Below are 13009 nucleotides of genomic sequence, written 5' to 3'. Positions count from 1 at the left end.
ACCTCATCCTGGGAAGTCGCCGGGACGGCGGTCGGGATTGGCGGCGAGCCAGGCCAGCATGCGGTTGTACTCGGCGAGCTCTGGATCATCGTCGGCGGTGGCGGGCCGGGGCGCGGGCCGTGCGGCCCTGGGGCGCAGCGGCTCCTGGGTCTTCACGGGCCTCGGCCCGAGGACGTCCCGGACGGCCCGCACCCACAAAAACACTACAAAAAGCGCAAACAGCGGCCACTGTACGGTGTAAGCCCAGCTCAGCATGTTGCCGGCGGCCGCCCGCTGATACTGCCAGCGACCGGCGACCAGGCACACGGCCACCCCGGCGAGCGCCAGGACGTGCCAGAGCACCCACCGAGGAGTCAGGAACCGCCGCACAGGTAGGCAGCCTACCGCTTCCGCATCAGTCGAAGACCGGCCCCACGTCGCGGGTCCGCTTGATCTCGTAGAAGCCGGGCGTGCCGGCGACCAGGAGCGTGCCGTCCCACAGCCGGCCGGCAGCCTCACCCTTCGGCGCCGGCGTGACGACCGGGCCGAAGAACGCGATCAGCTTGCCGTCCTGGCCCGGCACGTGGATGACGGGCGTGCCGACGTCCATGCCGACCGGGTTCATGCCGGCGAAGTGGCTCTCCCGCAGCTGCTCGTCGAACTCGGTGGAGTCCGCGTACCCGGCGAGCTGCGCCGGCAGGCCGGCCTCGACGAGCGCGGCCTCGTACAGCTCCGGGCCGAGCTCCTGCTTCTCGTGGTGGATCCGGGTGCCGAGCGCCGTGTACAGCGGGCGGAGCACGTCGTTGCCGAACTTCTGCTCGGCGGCGATCGCCAACCGGACCGGCCCCCAACCCTTGGCCAGACCCTCTTTGTATCGGTCCGGCAGATCGTCGCGACCCTCGTTGAGGATCGACAGACTCATGACATGAAACCGCACGTCAACTGGGCGAACCTGCTCCACGTGGAGCAGCCAGCGGGAGGTGATCCAGGCCCACGGGCACCGCGGGTCGAACCACATGTCTGCGATGATGCGCTCTTCTGCCATTGGCGGCGACACCTCACTCGAAAAGGCTCTACAGCAACGCTACTGAAAGAGTCGGGAATCCGATTCGATCCTTACGTTCCGTGGGCCTCGGGTGCCAGGCGAGCTTGGGGTGACCTGAGCCACTCCTCCGGTGTCCGCCATGGACGTGGAAGACTCTGAGATGGCGCCGTCGACGGGGACGGCCACAGCGAACGACAGGAGACGACACGTGGCCGGTGTACGCAACCTACGCCAGGTTGAGGCGGTCGACCGGGCCCGCCTGCTCGACGTTGCGGCGTACGACATCAGTCTCGACCTGACGGACGGCGCCGGTTACCCAGGTGAGGGCACGTTCCGCACGACCACCGAGGTGCGCTTCTCGTGCACCGAGCCGGGTGCGGAGACCTTCATCGAGCTGGCCGTCACGGAGGTGCTCAGCGCGACGCTCAACGGCGCCGTCGTGGACACGTCCGAGTGGTCCCCGCAGACCGGGCTGCGCCTGCCCGGCCTCGCCGCCACGAACATCCTCGTCGTCGAGGCCGTGGGCACCTACTCGACGACCGGCCAGGGGCTGCACCGCAGCGTCGACCCGGTCGACAAGGAGGTGTACCTGTACAGCCAGTTCGAGACGACCGACGCGCAGCGGGTCTACGCCTGCTTCGACCAGCCCGACCTGAAGGCCAGCTTCACGTTCCACGTGACGGCACCGGCGCACTGGCGGGTCATCTCCAACATGGCGCCGGAGCGGCGCGACGGCCTCACCGTGCACTTCCCGCCCACGCCGCGGATGAGCACCTACGTGACGGCGATCTGCGCCGGTCCGTACCACGAGGTCCGCGACAGCCACGACGGGATCGACCTGGGCGTCTTCTGCCGCCAGTCGATGAAGCAGTACCTGGACGCCGACGACATCCTGCTGATCACCAAGCAGGGCTTCGACTTCTTCCACCAGGAGTTCGGCATCCGGTACCCGCTGCCGAAGTACGACCAGGTGTACTCGCCGGAGTTCAACGCGGGCGCGATGGAGAACTTCGGCTGCGTCGTGCACGCCGAGCAGCACTACATCTTCCGCTCCCCGGTCACCGACTTCGAGTACGAGCAGCGCGCCAACACGATCCTGCACGAGCTCGCCCACATGTGGTTCGGCGACCTCGTCACCATGCGCTGGTGGGACGACCTGTGGCTCAACGAGTCGTTCGCGGAGTGGGCCAGCCACTGGTGCAACACCCGCGCGACCCGCTTCACCGACGCGTGGACGACGTTCCTGTCCATCCGCAAGAACTGGGGCTACCGGCAGGACCAGCTGTCCTCCACCCACCCCGTCTACTGCGAGATGCCCGACGTCGAGGCGGTCGAGGTCAACTTCGACGGCATCACCTACGCCAAGGGCGCCAGCGTCGTCAAGCAGCTCGTCGCGTACGTGGGGATCGAGGCCTTCACGACCGGCCTCCGCGCGTACTTCCAGCAGCACCAGTGGGGCAACGCCACGTTCGACGACCTGCTGTCGGCCCTGGAGACCGCCTCCGGCAAGGAGCTGCGCAAGTTCGCCGCGCAGTGGCTGGAGACCGCGCAGGTCAACACCCTGCGCCCCGAGCTGACCATCGCCGCCGACGGCACGTATGAGCAGGTCGTCGTCGTGCAGGAGGCGCCCGCCGCCTACCCGACGCTGCGCACCCACCGCATCGGCATCGGCCTGTACGACGTGACCGACGCCGGCCTGATCCGCCGCGAGCTGGTCGAGGCCGACGTCGACGGCGAGCGCACCGAGATCACCACCCTCGCCGGCCGCCGCGCCGCCGACGTCCTGCTGCTCAACGACGACGACCTCACGTACGCGAAGCTGCGCCTGGACCCCCGCTCGATGGACACCGTCGCCGACCACATCCTCGGCATGGACAACTCCCTGGCCCGGGCGCTGGTCTGGACCGCGGCGTGGGACATGGTCCGCGACGCGGAACTCGCCGTGCGCGACTACATCAAGCTGGTCGCGTCGGGCCTGCCCGCCGAGCGCGACATCAACCTGGTCACCGCGACCATCCGGCAGGCGCAGTCGGCGCTCGTCTTCTACGCCGACCCCGCCTGGGCCCCGGAGGGCTGGCGCGTCCTCGCCGCCACCGCCCGGGTCGCCCTCCGCAACGCCGAGCCCGGCAGCGGCTTCCAGCTCGCCTGGGCCCGCTCGTTCGCCGCGGCCGCCCGTACCCCCGAAGACCTCGCGGTCCTGACGGGCTGGCTGGACGGCGTCGACGTCCCCTCCGGTCTCACCATCCAGGCGGACCTGCGCTGGGGCATCCTGCACGCCCTCATCGCCAACGGCGCGGCCGACCCGGCCCAGATCGAGACCGAGCTCGACCGCGACCGCACGGCCAGCGGCGAGCGCCAGGCCGCCCTCGCCCGCGCCCTCGTCCCGACCGCCGAGGCGAAGGCCGAGACCTGGCGCCGCCTGGTCGAGGACCACCACCTGCCCAACTGGCTGCAACGGTCGCTGCTGCAGGGCTTCCAGCACTCGGCGCAGGTGACCCTCACCGCACCGTTCCTGCCCGCGTTCTTCGACGCCCTGACGACCGTCTGGGAGAACCGCGACTCGGAGCCGGCCGCCGAGTTCGTCGAGCTCGGCTACCCGTCGTTCCAGGTCAGCGAGGACACGGTCGCCCGCACGGAGGCGTGGCTCGCCGAGCCCGGCCGGCCCGCGCCGCTGCGCCGCCTGGTCGGCGAGGGCCGCGACGGCATCGTCCGCGCCCTGAAGGCCCGCGCCAAGGACGCCGCCGCCGACTGACCCGCTCGCCCCTCTGAAGGACGGACCCAGCCACCCGGCCGGGTCCGTCCTTCACTTCTACAGCGCTCCTGCTGCGCTCCCCCATGATCCAGAAGGCCTTGTGCACCCAGGACTACACAGCCTCTACCGGATCACGGAACACGACGAGGCCGCCCACCCCGCCCATGATCCGGAAGACTTCTTGCCGCCCAGACAGCAACAACCCTTCCGGATCACGCCGACACCCCGCAGACACAAGCCAGGCCCGCCACTGCATGCGGAGCCCGCGCCGACCACATCGAACCCGTCGCCGAACCCCGCACCCCCCCATGATCCAGAAGACCTTGTGCACCCAGGGCTACACAGCCTCTACCGGATCATCGTGAGTGGCGGCGTAGCCCGCCATATGGTGATAAGTCGGATATGTTCGCGCAGCGGACATATCCGACGGGAGCGCTGAGCAACCCGAGCGGCCGAAGGGGCACCGCACAGGGACCGGGCGGACCGCATCCGCGTGGGTCGATCTCCGGAATTCGTGATCCGGAAGACTTCTGGCGCTGTCGCGGCGAGGACTCTTCCGGATCATGAAGAGGTGGCGTGCGGGAGACGCAGACGCGCGGCGGGTCCCGGAGGAGGGGGCCGCCGCGCGTGCGGAAGAGCGGAAGAGCGGTGGTGCGGTCAGTGGCGGCCGGCGTGGTCGGCGAGCTGGGACAGGCCGGCGACCAGGCCGCCGGCGAGGTCGCCGCCGCCGAAGGCGGCCGCCATGGACAGGGCGGCCAGCTTGGCCGCGCGGTCCGGGAGGCGGCGGCGCGCCTCGCCGCCGGTGATGATCTCAAGGATGCGCTGGTTGGGCGACACCGCGATGAGCACGGAGTGCGGCGGGTCGGCGAGCTGGCCGTGCAGCTGCTCGGCGTGGCCGCGGACGGGCTCGTCGAGGTCGCCGACGTAGATGCTGAAGGTGAGGCCGGTCGAGGAGTCGGCCAGGCGCAGCGCCTCGTCGAGGCGCAGCAGCTGGCGCGTGGTGAACGGCCCGTTGAGGACGTCGGGCTGGCCCTTCAGGCCAGCTCCGTTACCACCGGTCACTTGCGCCTCCCATGGCGTGCGGCTGCGCCCGGTCGCCGGACCACTCGGTCACGGCCGGCGCACCCGCGGTCAGCTCGGCCCGCCGCGCGCCGGTGAGCTCGCGGGCCTTGGCCGCCTGCGTCACCTGCTCGGGCACGGACAGGAACCAGACCGGCGTGAACTCGAACGGCCGGCCCGGCCGGTAGCGCCGGGCGCGCCGGGCACCGCCGGCGTAGTTGGCGCCCGCGATGAGCACGATGACCACGGCCGGGATGCCGGCGAAGATCAGCGTCGTCTCGATGATGGACAAGCTCAACGCCCCCAGGCGTCGAAGGGACTAAAAGACCGGCTTCACGTTAGCGGTCCACGATGACCAGCGCGTTGCCGGGGGTCTTGCCGATCTTCGCAGACGATACCGTCGGGGCCATGGACCTCAGCCGCCAGTATGCCGAAACGCGTGACGCACAGGACCCGATCGGCCACTTCCGCGCGCGTTTCCACATCGCCGACGAGCAGCTCGTGTACTTCGACGGCAACTCGCTCGGCCGGCTTCCGCTCACGACGCGTGACCGGCTGCGCGACGCGGTCGACCGGGAGTGGGGCGGCGAGCTCGTCCGCGGCTGGGACAGGTGGATCGACCTGGCCGGACAGGCCGGTGACGTGATCGCCGAGGGGGTGCTGGGCGTCGACCAGGGCGAGGTCGTGCTGTCCGACTCGTCCAGTGTCAACCTGTACAAGCTGGCCTCCGCGGCGCTGGACGCGAACCCCGGCAGACGCGTCATCGTGACCGACGACGACAACTTCCCCACCGACCGTTACGTGCTGGAGGGCCTGGCCTCGGCGCGGAACCTCGAGCTGCGGGTCGTGCCGACCGACATCGACGAGGGCATCGACCCGGCGTCGGTCGCCCGGGCGCTGGAGGACGACGTGGCGCTGGTGTGCCTGTCGCACGTGGCGTACCGGTCGGGTGCGATCGCCGACATGGTGGCGATCACCACTGCCGCGCACCGGGTGGGGGCCCTCACACTGTGGGATCTGTGCCACTCCGCCGGTTCGGTGCCGGTGCCGCTGCGGGAGTCGGGGGCGGACCTGGCGGTCGGGTGCACGTACAAGTACCTCAACGCGGGGCCCGGCGCGCCGGCGTTCCTGTACGTGCGGCGCGACCTGCAGCAGCGGCTGCGGCAGCCGATCTGGGGCTGGTTCGGCCAGCGGGACCAGTTCGCCATGGGCGCCGGCTACGACCTGGTCGAGTCGATCGGGCGCTTCCAGGTCGGCACGCCACCGATCCTCGGCCGATACGCCGCGCTGGAGGGCGCCAGGATCACCGCCGAGGCCGGCATCCGGAGTCTGTACGACAAGAGTGCCGAGCTCACCTCGTACGCCATCCAACTCAGCGACGGGCTGACGCTGGCCTCCCCCGTGGATCCGGCACGGAGGGGCTCGCACGTGACCTTCCACCACCCGCAGGCGTGGCAGATCTGCCAGGCGCTGAAGGCGGCCGGGGTCGTCCCCGACTTCCGGACCCCGGAGCGGCTGCGGATCGGGCTGGCGCCGCTCTACACCCGCTTCGTGGACGTATGGGAGGGCATGACACGGCTGCGCGGCATCCTGACCAGCGGCTCCTACCGTGAGTTCGCAGCAGCCGCCGGCCGGGTGACGTGATGCGGTCAGGCGGCGAGCTGCTGGCTGTCCATCGGCATGTCGAGCCAGTCCGCCCAGCGCGGGTCGGGGGTGCGGTGACCGAGGACCCGCCACGCGACGCCCTTGGGCGCATGCGGGCTGGTAAGCAAACGCCAGCCGAGTTCGGCTGGCGTTTTGTCACCTTTGGTGTGGTTGCAGCGGGCACAGGCGGCGACCACATTGTCCCAGGCGTGCCGCCCGCCACGGCTGCGTGGCATCACGTGGTCGATGGTCTCGGCCGGGCCGCGGCAGTAGGCGCACCGCCAGCCGTCGCGGGCGAAGATGCCCCGGCGCGACAGGCCTATGTGCGTGCGGTACGGAACTCGCACGTAGCGCGTGAGCCTGACCACGGAAGGCACGGGAAGCTCGTTCATCGCACTGTGCAGGATGCCCTCACCGTCAGCGACGCAGACCGCCTTCGAAGTGAGGACCAGGATGGTGGCACGTCTGACAGACACGACACACAGCGGCTCGTAGGTGGCATTCAAAACCAGCGCACCCGATACTCGTGCGGGTCGTATGTCAGGCATCGCCGTCCCCCTAGTGCGTGAAGGAAACTCCCTGTAGAAGGCCCTGAGAAGGTCTGTGTGGCGGGCCACCGAGGTGGGGGTCCGTGCGCTAATCGTCCCTGATAGATCCTCGGATTGCACGTACTATTTGCGGCCGGCGAGTGAACCTTCGCCCACCCGCACCGAGTGTTTGTGTGGACTTCCCCCGGTTCGCAACGTTTGCAAGGAGTGCTTGTTGAGCAGCGTGCTCGCCCTCGCGCCCACCCCGGCGCCCGCGCCCGATCCCACTCCGAGCTGCTCCGACAACGGGTTCTGCGAGTTCGTGTACGAGCAGACGAAGATCACCTGGTTGGCCGAGAGCAGCTACTGGGTGCTGGTCAAGCCGCTGACCATCGTGCTGATCATCGTCCTCGCGTTCCTGGTCCGCTGGGTGATCCACCGGGCGATCGACCGCCTCATCAGGCACACGGTCTCGGACAACGAGACCGGCGGCTCGCTGCTGCGCCCGCTGCGCCGGCGGCTGCCCAACGCACTGACCGCACCGTGGGAGCGGCGCAACCAGCGGGCCCGGGCGCTCGGCTCGGTGCTGCGCAGCATCGCCTCGGCGGTCGTGTTCAGCATCGCGGCCATGCTGGTGCTCGGTGAGATCGGCCTCAACCTGGGGCCGCTGCTGGCCAGCGCCGGGATCGCCGGCCTGGCGATCGGCTTCGGCGCACAGAACCTGGTGAAGGACTTCATCGCCGGCCTGTTCATGCTCCTGGAGGACCAGTACGGCATCGGGGACGTGGTCGACATCGGCGAGACCGTGGGCACCGTCGAGGCGGTCGGCCTGCGGATCACCACGATCCGGGACGCGGGCGGCGTCGTCTGGTACGTGCGCAACGGCGAGATCGTCCGGGTCGGCAACAAGAGCCAGGGCTGGGCCGTGGTGAACATCGACGTGCCGGTCGGGTTCGTCGCGGTCGACCAGGCCACCGCGGTGCTGCGCGAGGCCGCCACGACGGTCGCGGAGGACCCCGATTTCGTCGACGACTTCATCGACCCGCCCACCGTGCTGGGGGTCGAGCAGCTCACGGTCGAGGGCGCCGTGCTGCGCACGACCGTCAAGACGTCGACCGAGGCGCAGTGGCGCGTCGGCCGGGAGCTGCGGCGACGGCTCACCGAGGCCCTGGAGAAGGCCGGGATCACGGCGCAGATCAACGCCTCGCGCATGTTCATCCGCCCGCCCGCGGACGGCGGGCCCGACGGTGGCCCGGGCGGACCGACCTGACTCTGACCATACCGATGGTTTTGTCCGATCTTGCGGTCACTTGCGGCCAGCCCACTGGGTAGGGTCGCGCATCGGGTGGCTAGTCGGTTATCGTCCGTTCGTTCAGGTGCATCGCTGCACAGTGTCCCGGTCCGGCGTCGTTCGACCCCTCTCGACGCCGACACAGACCGGCTCGGCCGCGCCCGCGAACGCTCGACGCCGCTGTCGTGACCGATGGAAAGGGGGCTCCACCGGTGTCTGATCCCGACGAGTCCGCCGAACGCCCGGCCGGCGCCTGGGAGGTGCTGGCCGACCGCGAGTACCGTGCGGTATTCGCCGCCAGCGCGCTGTCCTGGTTCGGCGACAGCACCGCGCGGGCGGCCGTCATCGCGCTGGTCTACCTGCGCACGGAGTCACCGATCGCGTCGGCGGCGGCGTTCGCGATCAGCTACCTGCCGTGGCTCGGCATCGGCGCGGTGCTGTCGGCGATCACCGAGCGGCACTCGTACCGCAAGATCATGATCCTGTCGGACCTGATCCGGATGGGCATCATGACCGCGCTCGCGGTCTTCGGCGGCCTGCCGGTCGGCGCCCTGATCGGCCTGCTGTTCATCAGCGCGCTGCTGAGCCCCCCGTTCGACAGCGCCCGCTCCGCGCTGCTGCCGCGCATTCTGCAGGGTGAGCGGTACGTCACCGCGCTGACCCTGCAGCGCACGTCCGGCCAGTTCGCGCTCATCGCCGGGTATGCGGTGGGCGCCGCGCTGACCGCCGTCGACGCCCGCTACGCGCTGCTGCTCAACGCCGCCAGCTTCGGCCTCTCCGCCCTCCTGGTGGCGGTCCGGGTGCAGGAGCGCACGCCGAGCCTCACCGCCGACAAGCGCACCAACCTGCTGCGGGAGACCGCCGAGGGCTACACGGTCGTGTTCCGCTCGCCGGTGATGCGCTCGATCGCGCTCGTCGTCTTCTGCGGGGTCTGCTTCGGCGTCGTGCCCGAGGGTCTCGCCGCGGCCTGGTCGGCCGACCTCGCCGGCGGCCCCAACGCCGTCTACCTCGGCACGATCATGGTCGCCGCGGCGGTCGGCTTCGTCGCCGGCAGCATCGTGATGACCTGGCTGGTCAAGCCGCAGCGCCGCAACGCCTTCATCCGGCCGTTCTCCCTGCTCACGCCCCTGGCGCTGGTGCCGGCGCTGTTCGACCTCAACATCTACGGGGTCCTCGCGATGACCCTGATCTCCGGCGCCGCCCTGTCGGGGACCCTGCCGGCCACCAACGGGCTGTTCGTGCAGGTGTTGCCGCCGGCGTACCGGGCGCGCGCGTTCGGCGTGATGCAGAGCGGCGTGCACCTCATCCAGGGCGGCTCGATCCTCTTCACGGGCTGGCTCGCCACCCACAACCCGCTGCCGCAGGTAGTGGGCTACTTCGCGATCGCGGGCGTGGTCGTGATGGCGGTCATCGTCGCCACCTGGCCGGCGCACGCCACGATCGCCGACGCCATCGCCGCCAACAAGGTCCAGGTCGCGGCCGACGCGCACGCCGCCAGCCCCGGCGCCGACGAGGACTTCGGCGAGGTCACCATCGACCTCGGCCGCGCGCCGCTCGCGGCCCGCCGCTCGCGCCCGTCGCCCGGCCCGGCGCAGCGCCGGATGCCCGGCCCCGAGCCCAGCGCCGACCCCGACGCCGCGGAGCGCGGCCCGGCGCAGCGCCGGATGCCGGTCTCCGACCCGGAGGAGCGCACGGTCGACCTCAGCGAGCGCACGACGGACCTCGGTGCGCTCCCGCCGCGATCGTTGAGCCACGGTCGCGGCATAGTTGACGGGTGACGTCCTCCCCGAACTTCTACGAGCTCGTCGGCGGCGAGCCGACGTTCCGCAAGCTGGTCGACGAGTTCTACGCCGGCGTGGCCGACGACCCGATCCTGCGGCCGCTGTATCCGGAAGAGGACCTGGGGCCGGCGAACGAACGGTTCCGCCTCTTCCTGATCCAGTACTGGGGCGGCCCCGGCACCTATTCGGAGGCCCGTGGCCACCCCCGGCTGCGGATGCGGCACGCGCCGTTCGTGATCGGCCCGGCCGAGCGCGACGCGTGGCTGCGGCAGATGCGGCGGGCGGTCGACGCGATCGCCCTGGAGCCTGAGGCCGAGGCCGTGCTGTGGGAGTACCTGGAGCGCGCCGCGCACTTCATGGTCAACGCCCCCGAGGACGGCCATATCGGACACATCGTGTCTTAGGTAACTTTCCTTCGTTAGTGGGGTATGCGCCCCATGTTGGGCGCTTCCCCTGGCACTGACGAAGGAGCCGCACGTATGCGCCGACGATTGATCGCCGCCGCCGCTACCGCACTGGCCGCGCTCGCGGTCGCGATCCCCGCCTCGGCGGCGCTGAACCACGCCACGACCGTGTCGACGAACCCCGCCGACAACACGCCGAACGTCCTGGACGGCGAGGTGCGCGCGTTCGCGCTCGTCGGGGACGTCGTCGTGGTGGGCGGCGACTTCACCACCGTCGTCCCGGCCGGCAAGAGCGCGAAGCTCAAGCGCAAGAACATCTTCGCGTACCGGGTGGCCACCGGCGAGATCCTGCCGTTCGCGCCGGAGGCCGACGACGCGGTCCTCACGCTCGCCGCCGGGCCCAACAACACCGTCTACGCCGGCGGCGCGTTCAAGAAGATCGGCGGTGGCGCGCAGCGCGGCCTCGCGCAGCTCAGCCTCGCCGACGGCAAGCGGGTGCCGGCGTTCACCGGTGAGATCAACTGGGGCGACCTGCGCAGCCTCGTCACGTACGGGCCGTGGCTGTTCGCCGCCGGCTCGTTCTCCTCCATCGGCGGCCAGAAGCGGGCCGGGCTGGCCCGTCTCAACGCCACCAGCGGCCTGGCCGACACGACGTTCGACGCCAGGCTCGCCGCGCCGAACCTGACCCGGGTCAAGCTCGAGGACCTGGCGATCAGCCCCGATGGCAACCGGCTCGCCGCCGTGGGCGCCGTGGAGCAGGCGTTCGGCCAGTACCGCGCCCAGCTGGTCGTCATCGAGAACGCCTCGAATTCGGCCCGGCTCGCCGACTGGTACACCGACGTCTACACCAAGCCGTGCCGCGCCGGCTTCGAGACCTACCTGCGGGGCGTCGACTTCGACCCGACCGGCACCTACGCCACGGTCGTCACGACCGGCCGCAAGTGGGGCGACCACCTCATGTGCGACACCGCCGCCCGATTCGACCTGCGTGGCACCGGCCTGCACAAGCCGATCTGGACCAACTGGACCGGCGGCGACTCGCTGTACTCCGTCGCCGACACCGGCGCGGCCGTGTACGTCGGCGGCCACCAGCGCTGGATGGACAACCCGTTCGGCAAGGAGACCGCCGGCAAGGGCGCGGTCAGCCGGCCCGGTATCGCCGCGATCAGCCCGGTGAGCGGCAAGGCCACCTCGTTCAACCCCAAGCGGGAGCCGCGGGGCGTCGGCGCCAGGGCGCTGCTCGCGACCCCGTACGGCCTCCTGGTCGGCTCCGACACGGAGAAGATCGGCGGCGAATGGCACGCCAGGCTGGCGATGCTCCCCTTGTAGACGTATCTGGTTCGCACGGCCCCCGTCTTGTTGGACGGGGGCCGTTTTCGTGTGTACGCGTGGCCACACTCTCCGCGACGACCAGTCGAATGTCGGACACGTGTCGGTGCACACGGCTATGGCGGCGAATAGTTTTGAGGAGCATGGATGCGAAGGGACGGAACCAATGGCATCGCAGGGCTATCGCGACTGGATCAGAGCCGGCCGGCCGTACACCCTGATCCGCCCGGCACGAGCGGTCCAGGCGGCGCTGCTCAAGCACGGCATCACCGTCTGGGACTTCCCGGACGAGGGCCACCAGAAGGCAGAGCCGCCCGAGGACCACACGCCCTACTCCACGACGGGCTTCCCGGGCCAGAACCAGCGCTGGAACGCCCGCGGCCTGGACATCATGCCGCGTTCGGACTCCAAGGCGCACCGCAAGGAAAACGCCGACATCGCCCGTCAGATGATCCGCGACCGCGACGCCGGCGTGCCGGGCGCGATGTGGATCAAGTACATCAACTGGACCGACGAGGACGGCGCCTGCCGCCAGGAGCGGTGGACGAGCAGGAGCAACCAGTTCCAGCGGACCACCCGGTCCTCGACCGACAGCGGACACGTGCACGTCTCGGGCCGGTCCGACGCCGACAACGACGCCCGAGCCGACGGCTACGACCCACTCGCCCGCATGCGCGGTATGACAGGAGACGACATGAACCTCGGCGACCGGATCACGATCCCGCTGTACGAGGCGCCCGACGGCGTTCCGCTGCCGACCGGGCCCGAGACGCTCGACGTGGCGACGATCCTCGGTGGCGCCCACCGCCGGGCGTACATCGCCATGCACCTCGCCCAGCAGGCCCGTGACGAGGCCCGGGCCGCGTCCGTGGCGGACGCGCAGCGGGACCAGGCGGCGATCGCCGCCATCCAGGCGCTGACCTCGATCATCCAGGCCGGCGGCGGGACCGTCGACACCGCGCCGATCCTCGCCGAGATCCGTGCGGTCCGCGAGGAGACCCATGCCGAGGTGACCCGGCTGCAGGAGGAGATCAACGCGCTGAAGGCGCAGAACGAGTCGCTCGCCACGGCTCTGGCGGCCGCGAACAAGGACTGAAAACAGTTCGGCCCCGGCTCGACTTGCCCTCCAGCCGGCCCGCGAGCTGATCGCCGAGGCTGATCACCTCCAGCGTCGAGGCGAGCACGAACTCCCCGGGAT

General features: G+C 70.4%; 12 protein-coding genes and 1 pseudogene. 7 read left to right on the top strand and 6 right to left on the bottom strand.

Annotated features, from left to right (window positions below):
- Nucleotides 1-3: 3 nt before the first annotated feature.
- Both AB0I21_RS51075 and AB0I21_RS51070 read right to left on the bottom strand, forming a co-directional pair.
- On the bottom strand, nucleotides 4-369 hold the full coding sequence (locus AB0I21_RS51075; protein WP_344501494.1) for a hypothetical protein: 366 nt from the start codon (nucleotides 367-369) through the stop codon (nucleotides 4-6).
- Between the two features lie 25 nt (nucleotides 370-394).
- Entirely contained in the window at nucleotides 395-1024 is a 630-nt protein-coding gene (locus AB0I21_RS51070) for a disulfide bond formation protein DsbA (RefSeq protein ID WP_360572300.1), read from the bottom strand.
- 160 nt (nucleotides 1025-1184) lie between these two features.
- Here AB0I21_RS51070 and pepN point away from each other — a divergent pair, with 160 nt between their 5' ends.
- Nucleotides 1185-3776, top strand: coding sequence for an aminopeptidase N (pepN, locus tag AB0I21_RS51065; RefSeq protein ID WP_360572340.1), 2592 nt, complete (start codon nucleotides 1185-1187; stop codon nucleotides 3774-3776).
- 657 nt (nucleotides 3777-4433) lie between these two features.
- Here pepN and AB0I21_RS51060 read toward each other — a convergent pair.
- Together AB0I21_RS51060 and AB0I21_RS51055 are read right to left on the bottom strand one after the other, a co-directional pair.
- Entirely contained in the window at nucleotides 4434-4838 is a 405-nt protein-coding gene (locus tag AB0I21_RS51060; protein WP_354900557.1) for a DUF5130 family protein, read from the bottom strand.
- Nucleotides 4825-5127: a hypothetical protein gene (locus AB0I21_RS51055; RefSeq protein WP_344501497.1), complete on the bottom strand. Its 303-nt coding sequence runs from the start codon at nucleotides 5125-5127 to the stop codon at nucleotides 4825-4827. Before AB0I21_RS51055 ends, AB0I21_RS51060 begins: the two co-directional genes overlap by 14 nt.
- Nucleotides 5128-5243: 116 nt before the next feature.
- Between AB0I21_RS51055 and kynU the strand changes: the two genes are divergently transcribed.
- On the top strand, nucleotides 5244-6479 hold the full coding sequence (gene kynU, locus AB0I21_RS51050) for a kynureninase (protein WP_360572297.1): 1236 nt from the start codon (nucleotides 5244-5246) through the stop codon (nucleotides 6477-6479).
- 5 nt (nucleotides 6480-6484) lie between these two features.
- On the opposite strand, the gene AB0I21_RS51045 is transcribed toward kynU, so the two are convergent.
- Complete coding sequence (locus AB0I21_RS51045) at nucleotides 6485-7027, bottom strand: HNH endonuclease (protein WP_360572295.1); 543 nt, start codon at nucleotides 7025-7027, stop codon at nucleotides 6485-6487.
- 211 nt (nucleotides 7028-7238) lie between these two features.
- Between AB0I21_RS51045 and AB0I21_RS51040 the strand changes: the two genes are divergently transcribed.
- The 5 genes from AB0I21_RS51040 (at nucleotide 7239) to AB0I21_RS51020 (ending at nucleotide 12907) form a co-directional block, all read left to right on the top strand.
- Complete coding sequence (locus AB0I21_RS51040) at nucleotides 7239-8276, top strand: mechanosensitive ion channel family protein (protein ID WP_344501500.1); 1038 nt, start codon at nucleotides 7239-7241, stop codon at nucleotides 8274-8276.
- A 233-nt stretch (nucleotides 8277-8509) separates the two neighbouring features.
- Nucleotides 8510-10075 carry an MFS transporter gene (locus tag AB0I21_RS51035; RefSeq protein WP_360572293.1) on the top strand — a complete coding sequence of 522 codons (1566 nt, stop codon included), beginning with the start codon at nucleotides 8510-8512 and terminating at the stop codon, nucleotides 10073-10075.
- A complete protein-coding gene (locus AB0I21_RS51030; RefSeq protein WP_360572291.1) occupies nucleotides 10072-10482 on the top strand; it encodes a globin in 411 nt (136 codons plus the stop codon). Before AB0I21_RS51035 ends, AB0I21_RS51030 begins: the two co-directional genes overlap by 4 nt.
- Before the next feature lie 75 nt (nucleotides 10483-10557).
- Nucleotides 10558-11811 carry a delta-60 repeat domain-containing protein gene (locus AB0I21_RS51025; RefSeq protein WP_344501503.1) on the top strand — a complete coding sequence of 418 codons (1254 nt, stop codon included), beginning with the start codon at nucleotides 10558-10560 and terminating at the stop codon, nucleotides 11809-11811.
- 166 nt (nucleotides 11812-11977) lie between these two features.
- Complete coding sequence (locus tag AB0I21_RS51020; RefSeq protein WP_360572289.1) at nucleotides 11978-12907, top strand: hypothetical protein; 930 nt, start codon at nucleotides 11978-11980, stop codon at nucleotides 12905-12907.
- 7 nt (nucleotides 12908-12914) lie between these two features.
- Here the strand turns inward: AB0I21_RS51020 and AB0I21_RS51015 are convergent.
- Nucleotides 12915-13009 (bottom strand): annotated as a pseudogene (locus AB0I21_RS51015) (dCTP deaminase); the annotation flags it as partial.

Origin of the sequence: Dactylosporangium sp. NPDC050588, from assembly GCF_040654975.1 — a bacterium.
GTDB classification, from domain to species: Bacteria; Actinomycetota; Actinomycetes; order Mycobacteriales; family Micromonosporaceae; genus Dactylosporangium; species Dactylosporangium maewongense.
Note: the sequence above shows the minus strand (reverse complement) of the source record. Positions and strands in the feature narration are given on the sequence as shown.